This window comes from Streptomyces venezuelae (assembly GCF_008642335.1).
Classification (GTDB): Bacteria; Actinomycetota; Actinomycetes; order Streptomycetales; family Streptomycetaceae; genus Streptomyces; species Streptomyces venezuelae_F.
In genome coordinates this window covers 7,137,672-7,161,078 of the sequence record NZ_CP029191.1, presented here as the reverse complement: position 1 = coordinate 7,161,078, position 23,407 = coordinate 7,137,672, and the positions used below count along the sequence as shown (strand labels likewise).

Genomic DNA, 23,407 nt, shown 5'->3' with positions numbered 1-23,407 from the left:
CGGCCCGTCCGACCCATTGACCCTCCGCGGAACCGGAACCTACCCTGAGTCCCGCGCAGTGAAAGCGCTTTCTAAACTCACCGCACACCCGGCAACCGGCAGCCGGCCATCAGCCAAGCCAGCCCAGCCCAGGGAGCGCCATGAGTTCCATGAGTTCCGTGAGTTCCATGGCTCCGCGGAGAGCGCCGCGAGGCGCGCCGAGAGCCCTGCTCGTCTTCGTCGCCCTGCTCGCGCTCGTCGTGGGGCCCGGCATCGCGGCCCCGTCCCGCGCCGAGGCCGCGCCGGCCTTCCGTGTCCTGGTCTTCTCCAAGGTCACGAACTACCCCCACGACTCGATCCCGGCGGGCGTCGAGGCGATCGAGAAGCTCGGCGCCGAGCACGGGTTCGAGGTCGAGGCCACCGACGACGCCGGGGCGTTCACCGACGCCAACCTGGCCCGGTTCCAGGCCGTCGTCTTCAACAACACCAACTCCACGCCCGAGAAGGGCGATCTGCTCGACGCGGGACAGCGGGCCGCGTTCCAGAAGTACGTCCGCGCGGGCGGCGGCTGGGTGGGGCTGCACGCGGCGTCGGCGAGCGAGCGCGACTGGGACTGGTACGAGGGCCTGGTCGGGGCCATCTTCGACAAGCACCCCGCCGTCCAGAAGGGACGGGTCAAGGTGCTCGACCACGCGCACCCGTCCACGAAGGGCCTTCCGGAGCTCTGGGAGCGCGAGGAGGAGTGGTACAACTGGCGCACCAATCCCACGGGGAAGGTGCACACCCTCGCGCAGATCAAGGTGCGCGACGGCGTCTCGGGGCTCGACGAGGGCGTCGACCATCCGTGGTCCTGGTGCCAGAACTACGACGGCGGCCGCTCCTGGTACACGGCGGGCGGGCACGCCGCGTCGGCCTTCCAGGAGGAGGGGTTCCTCCGGCACATCCTGGGCGGCATCCAGTGGGCCGCCGGTGACAAGCCCGGCGACTGCACGGCCACGAAGACGGGTGCCTTCCAGCGCACTCCGCTGGCCACCGCCGACCTCGCCGACCCGTTCGAGCTGGCCGTCGCGCCCGACCGCCGGGTCTTCTTCGTCCAGCGCACCGGGAAGCTGAAAATCATCGACCAGGAGTCGCTGAAGGTCTCCACGGCGCTCGATCTCGCGTACACGCCGGAGATGACGAGCCAGTCGGACGGACTGCTCGGCCTCGCGCTGGACCCGGGGTTCGAGGACAACCACTGGCTGTATCTGCTGCACTCCGACAAGACGGAGAAGCGGATCAATCTCTCCCGCTTCACGGAGGCGGGCGGGAAGGTCGCCGCGTCGTCGGAGAAGCGGCTGCTCACGATTCCGACCTGGCGCGGCGAGGGCCGGGCCAACTCGCACATGGCGGGGTCGATCGCCTTCGACAAGAAGGGCGATCTGTACGTCGCGACGGGCGACAACACCGATCCGTTCGCGTCGGACGGTTTCGCGCCGATCGACGAACGCGAGGGGCGCCGCGCCTGGGACGCGCAGGGCACCTCCGGGAACACGAACGACCTGCGCGGCAAGATCCTGCGGATCACGCCGAAGGACGACGGGACGTACGCCGTGCCGGAGGGGAACCTGTTCCCGCCCGGGACGGACAGGACGCGGCCCGAGGTGTACGCGATGGGGCTGCGCAATCCGTTCCGCATCACGACGGACCCGGTCAGCGGCGCCCTGCTGGTGGCGGACTACGGCCCCGACGCGAAGAAGGCGGTGGCGGACCGCGGACCCGAGGGGACGGTGGAGTTCGACCGGATCACGAAGGCCGGCAATTACGGGTGGCCGTACTGCATCGGCGACAACACCCCGTTCAACGACTACGACTTCGCGACGAAGACGTCGAAGGCGAAGTTCGACTGCGCGAAGATCGTCAACGACTCGCCGAACAACACCGGGCTGCGCGAGCTGCCGCCCGCCCGGTCCGCCGACGTCTGGTACGCGTACTCCGAGTCCAACGAGTTCCCCGAGCTCGGCACGGGCGGCGGCGGGCCGATGAGCGGTCCCGTGTACGACTACGACCCGGCGAACACGTACAGGACGAAGTTCCCCGAGTACTTCGAGGGGAAGTGGCTCGCGTACGAGCTGACCCGGCAGTGGTTCAAGACCTTCTCGATCCAGGAGAAGGACCAGTCGTTCTCCGATCCGCGCTTCCCGCCGGCGAAGGCGGGCGATGTGCAGTCGATCAACTCCGTGTTCTCCGACATGAAGTGGAACCAGCCCTTCGACGCCGATTTCGGTCCCGACGGGGCGCTGTACGTGATCGACTTCGGGCTCGGCAGCGGCACGGGCCGCGGCGGCAGCAACGAGGGCTCCGGGATCTACCGCATCGACTACGTGGCGGACGGCCGTCTCCCGGACGCCCGGGTGAGCGCGACGCCCGACAACGGCAGCACGCCCCTGACCGTGAAGTTCTCCAGCGAGGGGTCGGGGCTGCCGGGCGGCACGCCGGTCACGTACGCCTGGGACTTCGACGGCGACGGCACGACCGACTCGACCGAGGCGAACCCGACGCACACGTACACGCGGAAGGGGCAGTTCACGGCCCGTCTGAAGGTGACCGGGCCCAAGGAGCTGAGCAATCTCGCGGTACGGGACATCACGGTCGGCAACACGCGGCCCGAGGTGACGATTCAGCAGCCGCCGAACGGCGGGACGTTCAGCTTCGGGGACACCATCCCGTTCACGGTCAAGGTGACGGACCGGGAGGACAAGCGGATCGACTGCTCGCGGGTCGTCGTGCAGTCCCAGCTGGGCCACGACACGCATCTGCATCCGCTGGACAACTACACCGGCTGCGCGGGCGAGATCGTGACGGACGCGGGCGACAGCCACGGTCCGGGGCAGAACCTGTACTACGGCATCACGGCGCAGTACGAGGACAAGGGCGCGAGCGGGGTTCCCGCGCTGACGGGGTCGGCTTCGCTGACGCTGCGGACGTCGTTCCGTGAGGCCGAGCACCGGACCGCGACGGGCGGCGCGCACGGCGGCGCCGACATCGGCGACCGCGCGGACGCGTCCGGCGGCAAGCGGCTCGTCGAGATCGAGGACGGGGACTGGGTCTCCTTCGACCCGGTGCACCTCAAGGGAGTCGACTCCGTGACGGTGGGCGCGGCTTCGGGCGGTCTCGGCGGTGACGTCGAGTTCCGCGCCGGGTCTCCTACGGGCGAGTTGCTCGGCAAGGTGACCGTGCCGAACACCGGAGGGTGGGGCAACTTCATCTCGCCGACCACCGAACTGGCCGCGCACGACGGCACGACGAAGGTGTACGCCGTCTTCACCAACCCGGAGTGGTCGCCCGACAAGGCCGACCTCCTCACGGTCGACTGGCTGCGTTTCAACGGCCCAGGGGTCGAGAAGAGGGCCGGGGCGCGGGTCACCGTCAAAGCCGCCCCAGGCAGCGGTTCGGCACCGCTCGCCGTCAAGCTCACGAGCACGGTGAGGCTCCCGGCAGGCCGTACCGCGACCTCGTACCACTGGGACTTCGGTGACAACTCCAAGTCCGGCGGCACGGAGAGCGGCAGCGCCGAGCACACGTACGCGCGCGTGGGGGCGTACACGGCGCATCTGACCGTCACCGACGACAAGGGCGACACGACGACCGGCGCCGTCCGCGTCACGGCGAAGTGAGGAAGACGATGACCAGGTATACGAGCGCGCCCTCCGTCGACGGCGCCAGACGGGCCTTCCTCCGTGCGTCCCTCGGTACATCGTTGGGGCTCGCGGCAGCGGTCGGCGGGGCGCTGCCCGCGCGGGCGGCGGAGCGGGCGTACAAGCGGCGTATCCCGCGCGGCGGCATCGGCATGCACCTGTACACGATGCGCGACGCCCTGGCGCGGGATTTCGCGGGCACCCTGAAGCGGCTCGCCGGCATCGGCTACGCGACCGTGGGGGTGAGCGGCCGCCACGGGTACGACGCCGCGGCCATCCGGCGGATGCTCGACGCCGTCGGTTTGCGGGCGGTCCTCGAACACGTCGCCTACCCCACGCTCACCGGCGCCGGGCTGCCGCAGGCGCTCGACGAACTGCACACCCTTGGCGCGAAGTGGCCGGTGGTGCCGAGCCTGCCCGGCGCGCTGCACACGCCGGACGGGTTCCGGGAGGCGGCGCGGCAGTTCAACAGGATCGGGCGCGCCTCGCGCGAGGCGGGGCTCGGTCCCGTGCTGTTCCACAACCACGGCTTGGACCACGTGGTGGTCGACGGCACGAACCTGTACGACGTCCTGGTCGCCGAGACCGATCCCGCTCTCGTCGGGTTCGAGCTGGACGTGTACTGGGCCGTGAAGGGCGGCGCCGATCCGGCGACGTACTTCCGGCGCCATCCGCGAAGGTTCCCCGCGCTGCACGTCAAGGACATGGCGCCCGACGGCGGGTTCGCCGACGTCGGCTCGGGGACGCTCGACTTCGCGGCGATGTTCGCCCACGCGCGCGTGGGGGGCGTCCGGCAGTGGCTGGTCGAGCACGACTCCCCCGCGGACCCGTTCGCGACGGCGCGGAACAGTTACGCGTATCTGGCGGCGCTGCGTTACTGACACGCCGCCGGTCGCGGCTCGGCGTCGGCCGTCCGGCGCCGGGCCGCTGTTCCCGGTTCGGAGGCGGCGCGGAGGCCGGCCGCGGTGAGGCGTTCGAGCACCGGGCCGTGGGTCATGGCTTCACCACCACGAGCGCGTACCGCACCGCCTCCTCACCCGCGCAACGGAATCGGGACGCACCCCACAGCCGGAAGCGCAGGCAGTCGCCGGTGCGCAAGGTGTGCGGCTCGCCCTGGACCGTGACCTCCAAGGCGCCTTCGAGCACCCAGATGTGCTGTTCGAGACCCGGCACGGACGGGCGGTCGTACGCGATGTCGGCGCCCGGCTGGAGCCTGCCCTCGACCAGCTCGCCGCGCATGCCGGTGCGGGGCGGCGAGACGGCCCAGCGCATGAAGCCCGCCTCGTCGTCCGCCCAGACGGCCTGGTCGACGGCGCGCACCACCTGGGCGGGCTCCGCCTCCACCTCGCTGAGGAGCTGCGACATGGTCCGTTCGTAGACCGCGCAGAGGCGGTTCAGGAGGGCCGCGGTGGGGCTGATCTCGGCGCGCTCGGCGCGGGACAGGGTGGAGCGGCTGATCCCGCTGAGCTCGGCCAGTTCGCCGAGGGACCAGCCGCGTTCGGCGCGCAGCTCGGCGAGCCGGGCGGCGAGGCGCGCGTCGACTCCCTCTTCGTCGTGTTCCATATTCGGGACGCTATCCCGTATCAGGGACGACGACAAGGTCGCCCGGGTCACGCGCCGACGCGGCTCAGCCGTGCGTCGAGACCGCTCCCAGCAGTTCCCTGACCCGCCCGGTCGCCTCGCGGAACATGGACGAGGCCAGGGTCTCCGCGTACCCCCGCTCCGGCGGCAGCCCAACCTCGATGACCTCCGTCACCGTGCCCGGGCGCGGGCTCATCACCACCACGCGGTCCGCCAGGTACACGGCCTCGGCGATCGAGTGCGTCACCAGGAGCACCGTGGTGCGGGTCTCGCGCCAGATGCGGTTCAGCTCGACGTTCAGCTGCTCCCGCGTCAGCGCGTCGAGCGCGCCGAACGGCTCGTCCATGAGCAGCACGGGCGGCTCGTGCAGCAGCGCACGGCACAGCGCCACCCGCTGCTGCATGCCGCCGGAGAGCTCGTGCGGGTACGCGTCCTCGAAGCCGTTCAGACCGGCCATGCGGATCAGATCGTCGGCACGCGCGCGTGCCCGTTCGGCGGGGAGCTTGCGCATCTCAGCCTGGAGGAGGATGTTGCGGCGCGCCGAGCGCCAGTCGAGCAGGGCGGCGCGCTGGAACACGTATCCGATGTCGGGCCGCGGTCCCCGCACCCGCTCCCCGCCCAGGAGCACCTCGCCCGACGACGGCGCGAGGAGTCCGGCGACGAGTTTGAGCAGGGTCGACTTGCCGCAGCCAGACGGTCCTACGATCGCCACGAACTCGCCGGCGCCGATGTCGAGGGAGACGTCGCGCAACGCGGTGACGTCCTTCTTCTTCGTACGGAACCGCACGGCGACGTCGCCGATCCGCACGGCGGGCGCGGTGGTCACCCCTTGATCCCGTGCGCCGCGTCCCAGTACTCCGTCACGGACTTGGGGTCCTTGACCAGACCCGCCTCGGAGAACACCTCGATGGTCTGCTTCCAGTCCGCCTCGGTGTTGACCCCCGGCGCCTTGCCCTTGGTGGCGTCGGTGTGCAGCAGCGTCAGCGTCGTCCTGAACTGTTCCGACAGGACGTCCTTCGGCGGGAGTTGCCCGGAGGCGCCCTCCATGGCCGCGACCGCCGGGCCGGGCTGTTTCTCGGCCGCCGTCCACGCCTCGCTGACCGCCGCGGTCATCCGCTTCGCCAGATCACCCCTGCCCTGGAGGGTCTTGCTGCCCGCTATCAGGCCGTTGGAGTAGAAGTTCAGGCCGTGCTCGGAGAAGCGGAGGTACGAGACGTCCTTCTCGGCCTTGCTCCGCATGGTGGGGCCCTGGTCGCTCGCGTAGCCGAGCAGCGCGTCCGTCCTGCCGGAGATCACCGCGGCGATCTTGCCCGCCGGGTCGGTGTTCTGGACCTTGACGTCGGAGAGCTCCATGCCGTTCTTCTGGAGGAAGATCGGGAAGGTCTTGGTGAGGGCGTCGCCCGCCGTGCCCGCGACCGTCCTGCCCTTGAGGTCGGCGGGCGACGCGACGCCCTCGGCCGTGAAGGACTGCACGGACGCGGGCGTGGTCTGCAGGAACACGCCGAGGCTCTTCACGTCCACGCCCTGGTCGACCCCGGCGAGCACGGCCGGCGTGTCCGCCCAGCCGAAGTCGGTCTGCCCGGCGCCGGTCGCCTGCACGGTCTTCTGGGATCCCTGCCCCGCTCTGATCTCCAGGTCGATGCCGTGTTTCTCGAAGATCTTCCGCTTCTTGCCGTAGTAGAACGGCGCGTGCTCGCCGTACGGGTACCAGTTGAGCGTCAGGGTCGCCTTGTCCAGCTTCTCGCCGGAGGCGCTGGTGCTCGTCCTGTCGTCGCCACCGCAGGCCGTCGCGGTCGCCGCGACGAGCGCCAGGGGGACGAGGGCGGTGAGGAGTCTGCGCGCGTGCATGGGGACGGCCCTTCTCGCGTACGGAGGACATGGCGGGGCAGGGGGCGTGATGCGCCGGGCGGGGGTCAGTACGTGGTGGTCACGCCCTGGTCCCTGCGGCTCGCGTGCCACGGGAGCAGCAGCTTCTCCGCGATCTCGACGAGCGCGAACAGGACCACGCCGATGAGCGACATGACGAGGAGTCCCGCGAAGAGCATCGGGGTGTCGAGGTTGCCGTTGGCCTGGAGGATCACGTAGCCGAGGCCCTCGTCGGCGCCGACGAACTCGCCGACGACAGCGCCCGTGACGGCGAGCGTGACGGCCACCTTCAGGCCGGAGAAGAGGTGCGGGAGCGAGGCGGGGAAGCGGATCTTGAGGAAGGTCTGCCAGGGCCGGGCGCCCATCGTGGCGGAGAGCTGCAGCATCTCGGGGTCCACGGCCTTGAGTCCGGTGACCATCGAGATGACGACGGGGAAGAAGGCGATCAGTACGGCGATGAGGATCTTCGGGGCGATGCCGAAGCCGAGCCAGACGACGAACAGCGGGGCGATCGCGATCTTCGGCACGACCTGGGCGAAGAGCAGGACGGGGTAGAGGGTCTTCTCGACGGTGGTCGAGGCGACCATCAGGACGGCGGAGAGGATGCCGACGGCCACGGCGATGACGAGGCCGATGAGGGTCTCGTACGTGGTGACCCAGCTGTGCTGCCACAGGTAGTCGGGCTTGTCGAGGATGACGTCGAGGGTGGCGCCGGGCGAGGGCACCAGGTAGGCCTCGACCATCTCGGTGGCGGCGACGACCCACCAGGCGGCGAAGCAGACGACGAGGAGCGCGAGGGGGCGCCAGCTCTTCTCGGCCGCTTCGGCGGTACGACGCCCGAAGCCCGGGCGTTCCCGTTCGGCGACCCCCGCCGTCTTCACGGGGGCTCTGGACACAGCGCTCTGGCTCACGGTGAACTCCCGGAAGCGTCATCGGAAAACGCTGTCAGAAAGCGCTTTCTGGAAGGCTGCCCGCAACGCTAATGAGTGGTCGGCCGCAGGGTCAATAGGTCGGACCTGAGTTTCGTGGCGCGGTCTGCCCGCCTCACCGACGGGCACGTGGCGGCCGAGCCGGCGCCGCCCATGCGGGGCGGGGGTCGCAGCGTCGGTCGGAGATGGGGGGCATTTCGATGGCACGCAAAAACCGGCCACGCCCGAAAAAGGCGTGACCGGTCTATTCCGAATGGCCATGGTGCGGAGATGACCATCGGCCGAGCATCTTCTCGACGAGTCATTGGCTCCTGTTTTGGACCCTTTTACCTGAGCATTTGACTCGCCTTACCGGAGCATTCGACTCGTCAGAGGATTTCGATGTCCTTCACCTTCGGCGGACGGTGCGGAAAGGTGATGTCGGTCCACCGGTTGATGCGCACGGAGTCGCCATTGGCGTCGTAGTAGATCAGGTCGTTGTTGCCCGTCTGGATGCGGTCGACCCACCAGCTGCCGAAGCCGGTCCGGCCCTTGTTGGCGTAGCAGTCCACGCTGGAACGGCCGTCGCTGGTGTGCGACCAGATCTTCAAGAAGTTCTCGCCGCCACGGCATTCGACGTGGTCGATGGCGAAGGCGTTGCCCGTGGGCATCACGACGGTGAACGCGGCGGCCGCGGCGATGGCCATGGTCGCGGAGCGGGCTACCCGCTTGGTTTTCGACAGCACAAGTACTCCCTGATTTCGGGCCCGTACATGGTCATTTGGCGACCATTTCCGGGAGACGTTTTGCGCTTGCACGATGACGATCGTGCAAGAAGCCTGTACATGGCAATCTTTGAAATGGCGCACGGCTGAAACGTGTCGCCCTATGTCCTGATCAACGCTCTTCGGGTGATTTGATGACCCTAAGGGCCAAGATTTCGGGCAGAGCGGACGAGGAGAGTGGGACTCGCATGGATCTGCGGCTGACCGGAAAGACCGCGCTCGTGACCGGAGCGAGCCGAGGCATAGGCCTCGCCACCGTGACCGCGCTGCTCGACGAGGGTGTGCGTGTCGTGGCGGCGGCCCGCACGATCACCCCGGAACTCGGGGCCACGGGCGCCACGGCCGTGGCCGTGGACCTCACCGCGCCCGACGGGCCCGCCCGCGCCGTGGACCGGGCCCGGACCGAGTTCGGCGGCCTCGACCTGCTCGTCAACAACGTCGGCGGTGGAGACGCGGACGCCAACTGGACGGGCGGCTTTCTCGACGTCACCGACCAGCAGTGGACGGACGCGTTCGACGTGAACTTCTACGCCGCGGTCCGCACCGCACGGGCCGCGCTGCCCCTGCTCTTCGAGGCGGAGGCCGGGGGCGCGATCGTCAACGTCTCGTCCACGAGCGCGCTCACCCCCCACGCCGGGCCGATCGCGTACAGCACCGCGAAAGCGGCCCTGACCGCCTTCGGCAAGGCTCTGGCCGAGCAGGTGGGGCCACGGGGTGTGCGGGTCAACACGGTCTCGCCGGGTCCCGTCCGCACCGCCATGTGGGAGAGCCCCGACGGGTACGGCGCACAGCTCGCCGCGTCCCTCGGCGTCCCCCACGCCCGGCTCCTGGACGGCCTGCCCGCCACCGCGGGCATGGTCACGGGGCGACTCGTCGAGCCCGCCGAAGTCGCCGCGCTCATCGCCTACTTGGGCTCGCCGCTCGCCGCGAGCATCACCGGCGCGGACCACGTCATCGACGGCAACTCCGTCAAGTCGGTGTGACGGAGCGGGCCGCCGCCTCCCCGAGCGCCTCCAGCACGGGGCGGATCAGCGGATGGTCCTCCGCGCCGCACCGCACCGCCGCGAACACCCGACGCGTGGGAGCCACGCCCTCGACCGGGCGGACCACCGCGCCCGACACGTCCATGCCGCGCAGCGCCGAGCGCGGTACGAGGGCGACTCCCGCGCCTGCCGATGCGAGGGCGACAACTGCCCGGAAGTCGTCCGACCAATGTTCCAACAGGGGCTGGAAACCGGCCTGTTCGCAGGCGAGGACGACCACGTCGTGGCAGGGGTTGCCGGCGAAGGGGCCGATCCACGCGTCCTTCGCGAGCTCGGCCAACGCCACCCGTTCCGCGTCCGCGAGCCGGTGGCCCCGCGGGAGCACGGCGTCGAAGGGCTCGGCGTACAAGGGGACGCGGGTGAGCCGCGGGTCGTCCGCGCCCGGCGCGCCCCGGTACTCGACGGCGACGGCCACGTCCACCTGCCGGTCCAGGACCATCGGCAGGCTCGCGTCGCCCTCCGCGTCCTGCACGCGGACCCGGATGCCCGGGGCGGAGTCCGCGAGCCGGGCCAGGGCGGGGGCGACGACCAGGCCGATGCCGGTGGCGAAGGCGGCGACGGTCACGGTCCCGGCCTCACCGGAGCTGTACGCGGCGAGCTCGGCCTCGGCCCGCTCCAACTGCGCCAGCACCGCGTTGGTGTGCGTGAGCAGGATCTCGCCGGCCGCGGTGAGCCGCACGCCCCGCGCCGAACGCTCGACGAGCCGGTGCCCGGTCTCCTGCTCCAGGGCGCTGAGCTGCTGGGAGACCGCGGACGGCGTGAGGTAGAGCGCGGCGGCAGCGGCCGTGACCGTACGGTGGTCGGCCACCGCCCGGAGGATGTGCAGCCGCCGCGCTTCGATCATGCGGCGATTCTCCCAAACGGACAGCCACCCGTGCACCACGGGCCCCGCGATGAGGGCCGTGGTGCACGGGTGCCGGGAGTGCGTCAGCCCTGCGCGGACTCCCGCTCCAGCTCCGCCCGCGCGGCGACGAACGCGTCGACCGCGCGGTTCACGTCCTCCGTGGAGTGGGCGGCGGAGAGCTGGACGCGGATGCGGGCCTTGCCCTGCGGGACCACCGGGTAGGAGAAGCCGATCACATAGACGCCGCGCTCCAGGAGCAGCTCGGCCATGCGGGCCGCCTTCGCCGCGTCGCCGATCATGACCGGCGCGATGGCGTGGTCGCCGGGCAGGATGTCGAAGCCCTCGTCGGTCATGCGGGAGCGGAAGAGCGCCGTGTTCGCGGCGAGGTGTTCACGCAGGTCGCCGGCCGACTCCAGGAGGTCGAGGACCTTCAGGGAGGCCGCGGCGATCACCGGGGCGAGGGTGTTCGAGAAGAGGTACGGGCGCGAGCGCTGGCGCAGCAGGGCGACGATCTCGGCGCGGGCGGCGACGTAGCCGCCGGAGGCACCGCCGAGGGCCTTGCCGAGCGTGCCGGTGATGATGTCGACGCGGTCCATGACGCCGTGCAGCTCGGGCGTGCCGCGGCCGCCGGGGCCGACGAAGCCGACGGCGTGCGAGTCGTCGACCATGACCATCGCGTCGTAGCGGTCGGCGAGGTCGCAGATCTCCTGGAGCGGGGCGACGTAGCCGTCCATGGAGAAGACGCCGTCCGTGACGATCAGCTTGCGGCGGGCGCCGCCCTCCGTCGCCTCCTTCAGCTGCTGCTCCAGGTCCGCCATGTCGCGGTTGGCGTAGCGGAAGCGGCGGGCCTTGGAGAGGCGGATGCCGTCGATGATCGACGCGTGGTTGAGGGCGTCGGAGATCACCGCGTCCTCCGCGCCGAGCAGCGTCTCGAAGACGCCTCCGTTGGCGTCGAAGCAGGAGGAGTAGAGGATCGTGTCCTCCTGGCCGAGGAACGCGGACAGGCGCGCCTCGAGCTCCTTGTGGACCTCCTGCGTACCGCAGATGAAGCGGACGGAGGCCATGCCGTAGCCCCAGCGGTCGAGCGCCTGGTGGGCGGCGGCGACGACGTCGGGGTGGTCGGCGAGGCCGAGGTAGTTGTTCGCGCAGAAGTTGAGGACCTCGCCGGGCCGTCCGCCCGACGTGACGGCGACGGTCGCGGACTGCGGCGTGCCGATGACGCGCTCGGGCTTGTGCAGACCGGCGGCGCGGATCTCGTCGAGGGTGGCCTGGAGGTCTTCGCGTACGGAGTCGAACATGCGGGGTTCCTTAAAGGAGGTCGGGGGCGGAGGGCCGGGGCCGGAAGCGGTGGTCAGGCGGTCCAGTCGAGGATGACCTTGCCGCCGCGGCCGCTCGCCGCGTCGTCGAACGCGGCCTCGAAGTCGCGGTGGCCGTACCGTCCGGTGATGACGGGGGCCAGGTCGAGGCCGCCTTCGAGCAGCACGGACATCGCGTACCAGGTCTCGAACATCTCGCGGCCGTAGATGCCCTTGATGGTGATCATCGAGGTCACGATCCGCGACCAGTCGACGGCGAACTCCTCGGCGGGCAGCCCGAGCATGGCGATCTTGCCGCCGTGGGTCATGTTGGCGACCATGTCGCGCATCGCGCGCGGGTTGCCGGACATCTCGAGGCCGATGTCGAAGCCCTCGCGCAGACCGAGCTCGCGCTGGCCGTCGGCGATCGTCGAGTCCGCCACGTTGAGGGCGAGGCTGACGCCGACCTTGCGGGCCAGTTCGAGGCGCTCCTCGCTGACGTCGGTGACGACGACGTTGCGGGCGCCCGCGTGCCGCGCCACGGCCGCCGCCATCAGGCCGATCGGCCCGGCGCCCGTGATCAGCACGTCCTCGCCGACCAGCGGGAAGGACAGGGCGGTGTGCACGGCGTTGCCGAACGGGTCGAAGATCGCGGCCACGTCGAGGTCGACGGGGACGCGGTGCACCCACACGTTCGTCGCGGGCAGCGCCACGTACTCGGCGAAGGCGCCGTCGCGCCCGACCCCGAGGCCGACCGTGGCGCGGCACAGGTGCCGCCGCCCCGCCAGACAGTTGCGGCACTTGCCGCACACCAGGTGGCCCTCGCCGCTGACCCGGTCGCCGATCTTGATGTCGGCGACGTCACGGCCGGTCTCCACGACCTCGCCGACGAACTCGTGCCCGACCACCAGCGGCGCGGAGATCGCCTGCTGCGCCCAGCCGTCCCAGGCCCTGATGTGCAGATCCGTCCCGCAGATCCCGGTGCGGAGCACCTTGATGAGCACATCCCCGTGGCCGATGACCGGCTCCGGTACGTCCTTCAGGCTGAGACCCGGCTCCGCCTTCTCCTTGACCAGCGCCTTCAACGCCACGGCTCCCGTCGTACGTCGCTTCTTCCCCCGACGACACAGGAATCTTCCCTACGGCGGCGCCCCGGTCCATCGAGGATTTCTTAAGCGCCGCCGCAGCTTTCCTTCAGACCCTGGGGTTCAGCGGGTCTGCCCACGTTCGAAATAGGCGATCAGCTCCGGATCGAGGGTGGGTACCTCGCGGGGCGTCCCGCCGTCCCGCAGCGACTGGGTGGCCCGCACCCCGGCCGCCACGGCCATGCGCGCCGCGACGGGCGACGTGTCGGTACGCCCTCCCTCCCGCACGAAACGTACGAACTCGTCGACGAGCAGCGGATCCGCGCCGCCGTGCCCGCCGTGGTCCTGCGCGTCCGGCACCGCGTACTCGGCGTCGGCCGTGCCCCGGTAGCCCGACCGGCGCGCGTTCCACACCTTCACCACTCCCCCGGGCCCGTCGCCGAAGTTCTCGAGCCGGCCCGCGTCGCCGATGACGGTGTAGTCGCGCCAGTAGTCGGGGGTGAAGTGGCACTGCTGGTAGGCGGCGAGGACGCCGTTGTCCAGGCGCATGTTGACCAGGGAGACGTCCTCGACGTCGATGACGGGGTTGAGGCCGCGCTGGGTGTGCGGCGGCCAGTGGCCGTCCTTGGTGTACCAGTCGTCGGTCTTCGGCTCGCCCGGCTCGCGGCGGTGCGGATTGTCGCCGTAGACCATGAGGTCGCCCAGGGCCTGCACCTGCCGCGTGTATCCGCCCGCGAGCCAGTGCAGCACGTCGATGTCGTGGGCGGCCTTCTGCAGCAACAGGCCGGTGGTGTACCGCCGTTCGGCGTGCCAGTCCTTGAAGTACCAGTCCCCGCCGTATCCGACGAAGTGCCGCACCCAGACCGTCTTGACCGCGCCGATCTCGCCGCGCTCGACGATGTCGCGCATCAGGCGGACCACGGGCATGTGGCGCATGTTGTGCCCGACGTACAGTCGCGTGCCGGTCTCGTGGGCGGTGCGCAGGATCGCGTCGCAGGCCTCGACGCTCGTCTCCAGCGGCTTCTCCACGAAGACCGGCTTGCCCACGCGCAGTGCCTCGCGGGCGAGCTGCGCGTGGGTGTGGTCAGGGGTGAGGACCACGACCGCGTCGACGTCCGGGTCCTCGACGACCTTGCGGTGGTCGCTGGATATCAGCGCGCCGGGGAAGGCCACGGCCGCCTCCGCCCGGGCGCCGGGGTCGTGGTCGGCGAGCGCGGTGACGCGTGCGCCCGCGCCCGGCCGGTGGGCGGTGCGGGCGAGCGAGCCGCGCAGCCCGTAGCCGAGAACGCCGAGACGAAGGTCGGTCATGGGAAGGGAACGTAGTAATCGCTTACTGCTGTGGTCAATACCTTGTCCGTGCCGGGTCGGCGGGTGTCGCCGCGTGGGCGGGCAGAAAGAGCGTGGAAATTCTGCAGGTCCTCTTGCGCGGTATAGCAACCGCTTACATGCTGTCGCGGGGTTCTGTGTCTGCGGGTGCGTCGTGGCTGGTCGCGCAGTTCCCCGCGCCCCTAAAAAACCATCCCAGCCCCGCACGCTTGTCGAAAACACCCCCCGGCCCCTCTCACATCCCCCTCCCCTAGGAGCCACGACCCACCATGCCGCCCGCCCCGCACCTCACCCTCCCGCCCACCGATCGCGTCCTCTCCCCGCTCACCGGGTGGACCCGGGCCCACTGGGAAGCCCTGGCCGACCGGCAGTTGGATGCGCTTGTCCCGTACGCCACGCCCGGGTTCGCGCAGTATCGGTTGCCGGGGCGGAACAGTTGGTCGGGGGTCGTGTCGGACGGGCTCGAAGGGTTTGCGCGGTCGTTCCTCCTCGCCGCCTTTCGGATCGCGGGAGCGGGCGGCGAGGTGGACCCCCGTCTCGTGGAACGCTACGCGCGGGGTCTGACGACGGGCACGGACCGTGACAGCGGTGAGGCCTGGCCGGAACTCACCGACTGCTCCCAGCAGATGGTGGAGGCCGCCTCCATCGCGATCGGGCTGTACGAGACACGCCCCTGGATCTGGGACAAGCTCGACACCCGGGTCCAGGAGCGGGTCGTCGACTGGTTCTCCGGGTTCGTCGGCGGGAAGACCTGGGACAACAACTGGCGGCTGTTCCAGGTGGTGTCCGAGCAGTTCCTCGCGTCGGTGGGCGCCCCGTACAGCCGGGCGGACATCGACGGCGGCCTGGACCGCATCGAGGACTGGTACCGCGGCGACGGCTGGTACACCGACGGCGACGGGCGCAACTTCGACTACTACAACGGCTGGGCCATGCACCTCTACCCGTTGTGGTGGGCCCGGATGACCGGCGGGGACGACGGCGGCCGAGCCACCGTCTACCGGGAGCGCCTCGGTCAATTCCTGTCCACCTACCCGCACTTCTTCGGCGGCGATGGCGCGCCCGTCCACCAAGGGCGCTCCCTGACGTACCGCTTCGCGGCCGCCGCACCCGTGTGGATGGGTGCGCTGGCCGATTGCACCCCGCTCGCGCCGGGCCTGACGCGGCGTCTCGCCTCCGGCACCGCACGGCACTTCGTCGAGCGGGGCGTGCCCGACGAGCGGGGGCTGCTGCCGCTCGGCTGGTACGGGACGTTCCTGCCCGCCACCCAGGCCTACTCCGGGCCCGCCTCGCCCTACTGGGCCAGCAAAGGCTTCCTGGGGCTGCTGCTTCCCGCCGATCACCCCGTGTGGACGGAGCGCGAAGTGCCGCTGCCCGTCGAGGAGTCCGACCAGTACACCGCGCTCCCCCGGCCCGGCTGGCTGCTGCACGGCACCCGGCACGACGGCATCGTCCGTCTGATCAACCACGGCAGCGACCACAACCCCCTCGAAGGCCCCGCCCAGGACGACCCGCACTACGCCAAGTTCGCCTACTCCACCGCGACCGCCCCGGAGACCGCCCCCCGCGCGTGGGACCGTGCCGTAGACGGTCACATGGCCCTTCTCGCCCCCGACGGCACGCCGTCGCGCCGCCTCCGCATTCACCCGCTGCGCTGCGAGGGCCGCGTGGCCGCCTCCCGCCACGACGCCCGGTACCCGGGCACCGACGAGACGTGTCCCATCGAGACGACGAGCGCGCTGCACGGCCCGTGGGAGATCCGGGTGCACCGCGTGCGGGCCCCGGCGGGGGCGACCGTCCGCGAAGGAGGTCACGCGGTGGCCGATGACACGCGGCCCCGCACCGAGTGCGGCCCCGGGTGGGCCCTCGCCCGTACGACGACGGGTCTGACCAGTGCGGTCGTCGGCCTGCACGGCTGGGACGGTGAGGCGGGCATCGCCCGCGAGGTGGCCGCCAACGCGTACGGTCCGCACTCCGCGACCCCGTTCCTGACGTCCGCAATCCCACCGGGCGGCGTCGGCATCCACGTCACCCTGGTCGCTCTCTCACGGGACACGGTCAGTCCTCGTGCGCTGCGGGAGTCCATCGCCTGTGACGTGGACGGCGACACCGTGAACGTCAGCTTCCCCGACGGCACGGCACTCGCCCTGTGACCCGGTCAGATCCCGCCCGCCTCCCTCCGATGGATCTGCTCCACCAGTTCCCCCGCCATGCGTTTGATCGTGTCGAGTCCCGCCGTGCCCCAGCGGCGCGGCTCGACGTCGACGACGCAGACCGTGCCGAGGACCGTCGCCGTGCGGTCGATCAGGGGTGCGCCCAGGTAGGAGCGGATGCCGGTCTCGTCGACCACGGGGTTGCCCGCGAACCGCGGATAGTCACGGACGTCCTCCAGGACGAGGGCTTTGCGGCGCACGACCACGTGCGGGCAGTACCCGTGGTCACGGGTCATATAGCGGCCGGCCGCGCGCTCCGGGTGCCCGGGTGCGTGCAGGCCCGCGAAGAACTGTCCGGTCTCGTCGAGGAAGTTGACCATGGCGTACGGCGCGCCCGTCATGTCGGCGAGCCGGTCCGCGAAGGCGTCGAAGGCCGGTTCGGGGTACTGCCCGATCCCGAGCCCGCGCAGCCTCCGCACCCGTGCGGGCGCCTCGTTGTCCACCGGGGTGAGCAGGAGGCGCCCGGTCGGGTCATGCATCACGTGTGGGCTCCGTAGCTGGCCGCCGGGGCGTGGTTGAGGAGGTGCTTGACGAGGATGAGGAGGGTCTGGATGCCGGAGCTGGAGATCCGTGCGTCGCAGCGCACGACGGGGACCTGCGGGTCGAGGTCGATCGCGGAGCGCACTTCGTCGGGTTCGTAGCGGTAGGCGCCGTCGAATTCGTTGATCGCCACGATGAAGCCCATGCCGCGCTGCTCGAAGAAGTCCACGGCGGCGAAGCAGTCCTCCAGGCGGCGCGTGTCGGCGAGCACCACCGCGCCGAGCGCGCCTTCGGAGAGCTCGTCCCACATGAACCAGAAGCGCTCCTGTCCTGGTGTGCCGAAGAGGTACAGCACGTGTTCGGGGTCGAGGGTGATCCTCCCGAAGTCCATGGCGACCGTCGTCGTGGTCTTGTTCTCCACGCCCGACAGGTCGTCGGTGCCTTCGCTGACCGTGGTGAGCAGTTCCTCGGTGCTGAGCGGCGCGATCTCGCTGACCGCGCCGACGAAGGTCGTCTTGCCGACCCCGAAACCACCCGCGACCAGGATCTTCAGTGCGGTGGGGAAGGGGTCAGAGCTGTCGTCGTAATCCATCGAGCACTGCCTCCAACAGGGACCGGTCAGTGGGGTTGTGGTAGAAGTCCGGGGCCTTCTGGGTGAGGGCCCCGCAGTCGAGGAGATCCGAGAGGATCACTTTGGTCACGGCCGCGGGCAGCTTCAGCTGGGCCGCGATCTCGGCGACGGAGGTCGGCTCCTCGCACAGTCCGAGGGCCGTCGAATGCTCCGGCCCGAGGTAGCCGAGCGGTGTGGAGCCGGTCGCCATCACCAGGGAGAGCAGGTCGAGTTGGCTGCTCGGTCTCGTCCGTCCGTTGCTGACGGTGTAGGGGCGGACCAGCCGCCCCGCGGCGTCGTCGAGCCAGGGCCCGTCGTGCGGGGCCGCCATCCTCATCGCCTCATCGGCGCGGGTTCGCCCGCGGTTTGCCGGGGGGCGGTGATCAGGTACGGCCGCACGCTCTTGACCAGCATCGCCATTTCGTAGCCGAGGACGGCCGCGTCCGCGTCGCGTCCGGCGAGGACGGCCAGACAGGTGCCCGAGCCCGCGGTGGAGACGAACAGAAGGGTCGAGTCGAGCTCCACGACGACCTGGCGGACGTCACCGCCGTCGCCGAAGCGGATGCCCGCGCTGCGCCCCAGCGAGTACAGCCCGGAGGCGAGGGCCGCCATGTGGTCGGCGCTGTCCGGGTCGAGGCCGTGCACCGACTTCACGAGTCCGTCGGAGGAGAGCAGGACGGCGCTGTGCGTGTGCGGCACGCGCTGCACGAGGCCGCTCATCAGCCAGTCGAGATCGGATACATGGCCGGTCGGCGCATCGCTCGCCATGGTGGATCGACTCCTTGGGGTACGGACGTACGTAGATCTGCGCAAGCAGCGGTGGGGGGTGGGGGTCGGGCCCGGGGTACTGGTCAGCCGCCGTGTCCTTGCCCGTCGTGCGGGGCGCCGGCCCGGTGGTCCCGCGGGGTGGGTTCGCGCGCGTCCTGCGCCTGGGCGAGGCCTATGCCGCGCTGGAACGCGGCCATCAGGCCCGGGTCGTGGCCGACGACCTGGTCGTTGTCGGTCCGCGGCGACGGTGAGTCGCGCAGCTGCGGAGCGATGTGTTCCTGGGCGCGCCGCTTGGGGAGCTGTGGTCTGCCGACCCGGCCGCGCACGGCGCCGTTGCGGGGCGTCGGGGGCGTCGCGGTGTGCTCGGCGGCGGCCTGCCGGTCCTCGGGCCGGATGCCGGGGGTGGCGTCGGCGGGTGTCGGCCGGTCCTGGCGGGCGCCGCGCACGGGGAGGGGTGCGGGGGCCGCGCCGTTCGCGCGGCGCGGCTGGGGCGGTGCGGAGGCGGCCGGGCCTGCCGGGTGGGGCTGGGGGGCGGCTTGGGACGTGGGCTGTGGGTGCGGGTGGGGCTGAAGAGGTGTGGGTTCCGGCCAGGTCGGGGGATCGGCGTGCGCCACCGCGCGTGCCGCGTCCCGCGCGCCCTCCTCCACGCTTCCCGCGGCGCCCCGCGACGCCGCCTCCGCCGCCGGGCGGCGGCGCGTGACCGGGTCGGCGTCCTGCTCCTCGCCGAGGAGTTCCTGCGGCAGGATCAGTACGGCCTGGACGCCGCCGTAGATGTTGGTCTGCAGCCGCACCGCGACGCCGTGCCTGCGGGCGAGCGCGGAGACCACGAAGAGTCCGATGCGGCCGTCCTGCAGCAGACCGGCGACGTCGACCTGGTCCGGGTCGGTCAGCAGGCGGTTCATCTTGTTCTGCTCGGTGACGGGCATGCCGAGGCCGCGGTCCTCGACCTCCACGGCGATGCCCGCGGTGACGAGGTTGGCGCGCAGCAGGACCTGGGTGTGCGGCGCACTGAACACGGTGGCGTTCTCGACGAGTTCGGCGAGCAGGTGGATGACGTCGGCGACGGCGTGTCCGCGCAGGGTGCCGTCGATGGGCGGCACCAGTTTGACGCGTGAGTACTGCTCGACCTCCGCGATGGCGGAGCGCATCACCTCGTGCATGGAGACCGGGTTGCTCCACTGGCGGCGCGAGACGGCGCCGCCGAGCACGGCGAGGTTCTCGGCGTGCCTGCGGATGCGGGTCGCGAGGTGGTCGACGTGGAAGAGGCCCTTGAGCAGTTCGGGGTCCTCGACCTCGTTCTCCAACTCGTCGAGCAGGGAGATCTCGCGGTGCACGAGCGACTGGAGCCGCCGGGCGAGGTTCACGAAGACCTCGACCTTCTGTTCGCTGCCCGCGTGGCCGGAGAGCTGCGAGGCCTGCACGACGGCGCCGACGGCGGCTTCCTGGGCGCGGTTCAGTTCGTCGGCGAGCTGGTCGAACTCGTCGCCGCCGGACCTGACCCGGGCCGTGGCCTCCGGTGTCGGCGGCTGGTCGCCGCGGCGCAACTGTTCGACGACGCCGCGCAGTTCGGTCTGGCCGCGGGCGGTGGCGCGGCGCAGCACGATGACGCGGTCGCGCACGGTCTTGGCGGCGCGTTCGGCGGCGATGGCCGCCGTCACGATGCCGGCAAGGCCCACCAGGGCGGCGGCGGTGAGGACGGCGAGCAGGACGGGGTCGGGGCGGGCGCCGGTCGAGCGCAGGGTGAACAGCACGGCCGCGCAGGCGCTGAGGCCCACGGCGACGGCCGGCAGCACGGCGATGCGCAGGAGCTGCGGCCGTATATGGGTCTCGGGGAGTGCGGCGGCGGTCCGGCTGCCGGGTCTGCCGTGCCGGCCGCCCTCACGGCGGTCTGCGCGGGCGGCCGGTGCGCGTAGGTGAGACATCTGCGTCCTCGGTACGTTGCGACGAGGGTCCGGCGGTCGGCCGGACCTCTCTTTGCGGCGTGGTTGCGGCATCGCCGTGCCGGTCGGCAGGTCGCGACGTCAGCCCTGCGTCGTCATCCCTGCGTCGCCCGACGGCCACTCACGGTAGTCGGCAACGTGTCAGGTGCGGTGGGCAGTTGACAAAGTCAGCGGGGCAGCGTCCCGCTCTGGTATGACGCCTCGTACGCGGGTCCGATTCGTATCCTCTGCTGTAATGGGCCCATGCACCTCAACCCTTACGGCGAGGACGCCGTGAAGCTGGCCGCCGAGCTGGCCAACCGCCGGCCGGCGGACGCGGAGGAGCTCGCGGAGCGCTGCCGCGCCGCGGGACTGGTCCTGGAGCGCCCGGTCGCGCACGCCGACCTGGTGCGCGCGCTGGAGGCCCTGGACGCCTGGGAGAAGGTCGTCGACGCGGTGGCGGAGCAGGAGCGGGCCGAGCTGGTCAACGCGATGCTGGCCGCGGCGGCCGCGTATCCGCGGCTGACCGACCACGCGGGCAGCGGCTGGCACCTGCACTACCGCGAGGCGGACCGGTCCCTCGGCGACCTGTTGTTCTCACTGATCTCGGTGGGCACCGCGCTGCATCTGGCGGGCCGGGGCATGCACCGGCTGCGGCGGTGCGCGGTGACCGAGTGCACGGCGGTCTTCGCCGACACCTCGCGCACGGGGCGGCAGCGCTACTGCACGCAGCGCTGCGCCAACCGCGACGCGGTCCGCAGACACCGCGCACGCGCCGCGTGAGGTGAAGGGGGCACAGGCGTGCCCCCGGCCTCGCGTCACCCGACGGGCGCCGCCTCCGGCTCGCCGCTGTCCGAGGGGCGCGTCCGCGCGGTCCCCGCGGCGTCCGCCGCGGCCGGTTCGGGCCAGCCGCCCTTGGGGGTGAGGGCGACGCTCCGCCACCACGGCGCCGAGGGCACGGATCCCGAACCGGGCTCGAAGGGTTCGCCGGGGCAGGGCAGCGCGATGGCGGCGCCCGCGCGGCGTGCCGCCGCCATGGTGTCCTCGCCCGGCTCGGACCAGGCGTGCGGGGCGAGGTTGAACGTCCCCCAGTGGATCGGCAGGAGCACGCCGCGCGGCTCGCCGCCCTGGAGGTCGAGGTGGGCCTGCAGCCCTTCGGCCGGCGTCATGTGGATGTCGGGCCAGTACTCGGAGTACGCACCGATCTGGATCATCGTCGCGTCGAACGGCCCGTACGCGGCGCCGATCTCCCGGAAACCGGCGAAGTAGCCGGTGTCACCGCTGTGGTAGACGCGGTGCTCGGACCCCGCCACCACCCACGACGCCCACAGCGTGTGCTGCTGGTTGCGCAGACCGCGGCCGCAGAAGTGGCGGGCGGGGGTGGCCGTGAGGGTCAGCCCCGACACCGTCGCCGACTCGTGCCAGTCCAGCTCGCGCAGGCGGTCGGCCGGTACGCCCCACCGCTCCAGGTGGGCGCCGACGCCGAGCGGCACCGCGAACACCGTGTCCGTGCCGGTGAGAGCCTTGATGGTGGGCATGTCCAGGTGGTCGTAGTGGTCGTGCGAGATCACCACCGCGTCGACGGGACCGAGCGCCTCCAGCGGCACCGGCACCGGGTGCAGCCTCTTGGGCCCCGCGAAGGAGAAGGGCGAGCACCGCTCACCCCACACGGGGTCGAAGAGGACGCGCCGCCCGTCGATCTCGACCAGGACGCTGGAGTGACCCATCCAGGTGACCCGCAATCCGCTGATCGGCGGCTTGGCGAGGTCGGCGAGGGTCGTCGCGTGCACGGGGACCGTACCGGCGGGTCCGCGGCGTACGCGCTCCTCCTTGCGGAAGTAGATCTTGGCGAACTCCAGGGACGACCCGGTCGGCCGGGTCCGCGCCCCCACGGGGTTCTGGAAGGACCCCTCGGCCACCGAGAAATTCGGCGACCTGCGGATGCGCGCCAGCCGGGCACCCGAAGGATCCGCTCCGAAGGCAGCGGACCGCAGCGAGCGCAGCCCGGGGATCAGGAACCGGGACACGGGACCTCCTGAGGGGGGTGAATAGGCCTCCCCATTATGTCCACCGGCTCCGGCTGAGTCCTGCGGGGCACCTGAGACGGCACCCCGCCCGGACGGCGCCCCGGCGTCACCGCAGCTCGTACACCGCCGTCACCGTGACCTCGTCCTGAATGCGTCCCGGCGCCACCGGCACCGACTCCTTCGAGAAGGAGGAGACCGGGACCGGCACGGGGCGCGGGCGCCCGCCGCCGCTCTCCTCCAGAGAGAGCAGCCGGCCGAGGCCGCGGCCGCTCAGCCGCGCGTACTGCACGGCCTTGCTCCTGGCGTCGTCGTACGCCGACGTGCGGGCCCTGGTGCGCAGCGCCTCCGGGTTCTGCACGTCGAAGGCCACCGAGTGGATGCGGCTCGCGTCGCCGGGGGCGTCGGCGACGGCACGGACCACGGCTCCGGTCTTCTCGATGTCCCGGATGATCAGGGAGAACATCTGCGTGGCCCGGTGGCCGATGAAGATCTCGCCCTCGCCCCTCGGCCCCGCGGCCTCGTACTGGTCCGGCTCGCCGTCCCGGTTGCGGTACACCGCGGACAGGGAGAGGTTCTCGGTCCTGATGTCGCGCTCGTCGACGCCCGCGGCGCGTGCGGCGGCAAGCAGCGCCTCGGCGGCGGCGTTCTGCTCCGTGAGCGCCTTGTCCGCGGTCGGCCGGGTGACCTCGATGCCCGCGGTGAGCACGGCCATGTCGGGTGCGGCCGACGCGCTGCCCGCCCCGGTCACGCTCACCGTCGCCGGCGCGGGCGCCACGGCGGCGGCCGGGCGGGCGGCGGGGGTGGCCGGGGCGGCGACGGCGGGGGCTCCCGGCAGCCCGAGAGCGGCGAGCGCGAGGGCACTGACGGAACGTACGGAAAGCACGGAACGTACTGAGCGCATGACGTGGGTTCCTTCCGGCTGCCCGTCCCTGCGGGGACGGTTCGCCGTCATCCCAGCACCGGGGCGACCGCGCGGGTCCACGCCACTCCAGCCCTGTCAC

General features: G+C 71.4%; 21 protein-coding genes. 5 read left to right on the top strand and 16 right to left on the bottom strand.

The genetic code is table 11. The features are described 5' to 3' along the window. Window positions 1–158 precede the first annotated feature (158 nt). Together DEJ49_RS32010 and DEJ49_RS32005 are read left to right on the top strand one after the other, a co-directional pair. Window positions 159–3,635 (top strand): ThuA domain-containing protein, encoded by a 3,477-nt coding sequence (locus tag DEJ49_RS32010; protein WP_411757216.1) that lies wholly within the window; start codon window positions 159–161, stop codon window positions 3,633–3,635. 8 nt (window positions 3,636–3,643) lie between these two features. Continuing rightward, entirely contained in the window at window positions 3,644–4,537 is an 894-nt protein-coding gene (locus tag DEJ49_RS32005; RefSeq protein WP_150187336.1) for a sugar phosphate isomerase/epimerase family protein, read from the top strand. A 112-nt stretch (window positions 4,538–4,649) separates the two neighbouring features. Here DEJ49_RS32005 and DEJ49_RS32000 read toward each other — a convergent pair whose 3' ends face one another. The 5 genes from DEJ49_RS32000 to DEJ49_RS31980 form a co-directional block, all read right to left on the bottom strand. Continuing rightward, window positions 4,650–5,219, bottom strand: coding sequence for a helix-turn-helix domain-containing protein (locus DEJ49_RS32000; protein ID WP_150187335.1), 570 nt, complete (start codon window positions 5,217–5,219; stop codon window positions 4,650–4,652). 64 nt (window positions 5,220–5,283) lie between these two features. Continuing rightward, entirely contained in the window at window positions 5,284–6,063 is a 780-nt protein-coding gene (locus tag DEJ49_RS31995) for an ABC transporter ATP-binding protein (RefSeq protein WP_223833060.1), read from the bottom strand. After that, window positions 6,060–7,085, bottom strand: a complete 1,026-nt coding sequence (locus DEJ49_RS31990) for an ABC transporter substrate-binding protein (RefSeq protein WP_150187334.1) — start codon at window positions 7,083–7,085, stop codon at window positions 6,060–6,062. Before DEJ49_RS31990 ends, DEJ49_RS31995 begins: the two co-directional genes overlap by 4 nt. A 65-nt stretch (window positions 7,086–7,150) precedes the next feature. After that, window positions 7,151–8,014 (bottom strand): ABC transporter permease, encoded by an 864-nt coding sequence (locus DEJ49_RS31985; RefSeq protein ID WP_150187333.1) that lies wholly within the window; start codon window positions 8,012–8,014, stop codon window positions 7,151–7,153. A gap of 386 nt (window positions 8,015–8,400) precedes the next feature. Next, window positions 8,401–8,757 (bottom strand): beta/gamma crystallin domain-containing protein, encoded by a 357-nt coding sequence (locus tag DEJ49_RS31980; RefSeq protein WP_150187332.1) that lies wholly within the window; start codon window positions 8,755–8,757, stop codon window positions 8,401–8,403. 227 nt (window positions 8,758–8,984) lie between these two features. On the opposite strand from DEJ49_RS31980, the gene DEJ49_RS31975 reads away from it, so the two are divergent. Then, complete coding sequence (locus DEJ49_RS31975) at window positions 8,985–9,779, top strand: SDR family NAD(P)-dependent oxidoreductase (protein WP_150187331.1); 795 nt, start codon at window positions 8,985–8,987, stop codon at window positions 9,777–9,779. Here the strand turns inward: DEJ49_RS31975 and DEJ49_RS31970 are convergent. The 4 genes from DEJ49_RS31970 to DEJ49_RS31955 form a co-directional block, all read right to left on the bottom strand. After that, window positions 9,766–10,683 (bottom strand): LysR family transcriptional regulator, encoded by a 918-nt coding sequence (locus DEJ49_RS31970; RefSeq protein ID WP_150187330.1) that lies wholly within the window; start codon window positions 10,681–10,683, stop codon window positions 9,766–9,768. The genes DEJ49_RS31975 and DEJ49_RS31970 overlap by 14 nt on opposite strands. An 83-nt stretch (window positions 10,684–10,766) precedes the next feature. Beyond that, complete coding sequence (locus DEJ49_RS31965) at window positions 10,767–11,981, bottom strand: glycine C-acetyltransferase (protein ID WP_150187329.1); 1,215 nt, start codon at window positions 11,979–11,981, stop codon at window positions 10,767–10,769. 53 nt (window positions 11,982–12,034) lie between these two features. Next, window positions 12,035–13,063 (bottom strand): L-threonine 3-dehydrogenase, encoded by a 1,029-nt coding sequence (gene tdh, locus DEJ49_RS31960; RefSeq protein WP_150188614.1) that lies wholly within the window; start codon window positions 13,061–13,063, stop codon window positions 12,035–12,037. A gap of 123 nt (window positions 13,064–13,186) precedes the next feature. Continuing rightward, window positions 13,187–14,371 (bottom strand): Gfo/Idh/MocA family protein, encoded by a 1,185-nt coding sequence (locus DEJ49_RS31955; RefSeq protein ID WP_150187328.1) that lies wholly within the window; start codon window positions 14,369–14,371, stop codon window positions 13,187–13,189. Between the two features lie 287 nt (window positions 14,372–14,658). Between DEJ49_RS31955 and DEJ49_RS31950 the strand changes: the two genes are divergently transcribed. Further along, entirely contained in the window at window positions 14,659–16,542 is a 1,884-nt protein-coding gene (locus DEJ49_RS31950; protein ID WP_150187327.1) for a DUF2264 domain-containing protein, read from the top strand. A gap of 5 nt (window positions 16,543–16,547) precedes the next feature. On the opposite strand, the gene DEJ49_RS31945 is transcribed toward DEJ49_RS31950, so the two are convergent. The 5 genes from DEJ49_RS31945 to DEJ49_RS31925 form a co-directional block, all read right to left on the bottom strand. Next, complete coding sequence (locus tag DEJ49_RS31945; protein WP_150187326.1) at window positions 16,548–17,084, bottom strand: GAF domain-containing protein; 537 nt, start codon at window positions 17,082–17,084, stop codon at window positions 16,548–16,550. Further along, window positions 17,081–17,674 (bottom strand): GTP-binding protein, encoded by a 594-nt coding sequence (locus DEJ49_RS31940; protein WP_150174653.1) that lies wholly within the window; start codon window positions 17,672–17,674, stop codon window positions 17,081–17,083. The genes DEJ49_RS31945 and DEJ49_RS31940 overlap by 4 nt, the downstream gene beginning before the upstream one ends. Then, window positions 17,652–18,023 (bottom strand): DUF742 domain-containing protein, encoded by a 372-nt coding sequence (locus DEJ49_RS31935; RefSeq protein WP_150174650.1) that lies wholly within the window; start codon window positions 18,021–18,023, stop codon window positions 17,652–17,654. The genes DEJ49_RS31940 and DEJ49_RS31935 overlap by 23 nt, the downstream gene beginning before the upstream one ends. A 2-nt stretch (window positions 18,024–18,025) precedes the next feature. Further along, complete coding sequence (locus tag DEJ49_RS31930) at window positions 18,026–18,460, bottom strand: roadblock/LC7 domain-containing protein (RefSeq protein WP_150187325.1); 435 nt, start codon at window positions 18,458–18,460, stop codon at window positions 18,026–18,028. An 83-nt stretch (window positions 18,461–18,543) separates the two neighbouring features. Beyond that, the gene (locus DEJ49_RS31925; protein ID WP_150187324.1) at window positions 18,544–20,382 is read right to left on the bottom strand and encodes a sensor histidine kinase; all 1,839 of its coding nucleotides are present in this window, start codon (window positions 20,380–20,382) and stop codon (window positions 18,544–18,546) included. A 261-nt stretch (window positions 20,383–20,643) separates the two neighbouring features. Here DEJ49_RS31925 and DEJ49_RS31920 point away from each other — a divergent pair, with 261 nt between their 5' ends. Further along, window positions 20,644–21,162, top strand: coding sequence for a CGNR zinc finger domain-containing protein (locus tag DEJ49_RS31920; RefSeq protein WP_150187323.1), 519 nt, complete (start codon window positions 20,644–20,646; stop codon window positions 21,160–21,162). A gap of 35 nt (window positions 21,163–21,197) precedes the next feature. On the opposite strand, the gene DEJ49_RS31915 is transcribed toward DEJ49_RS31920, so the two are convergent. Together DEJ49_RS31915 and DEJ49_RS31910 are read right to left on the bottom strand one after the other, a co-directional pair. Next, window positions 21,198–22,406, bottom strand: a complete 1,209-nt coding sequence (locus DEJ49_RS31915) for an MBL fold metallo-hydrolase (RefSeq protein ID WP_150187322.1) — start codon at window positions 22,404–22,406, stop codon at window positions 21,198–21,200. Window positions 22,407–22,512: 106 nt separating this feature from the next. Further along, window positions 22,513–23,307, bottom strand: a complete 795-nt coding sequence (locus DEJ49_RS31910; RefSeq protein ID WP_150187321.1) for an SIMPL domain-containing protein — start codon at window positions 23,305–23,307, stop codon at window positions 22,513–22,515. Window positions 23,308–23,407 lie beyond the last annotated feature (100 nt).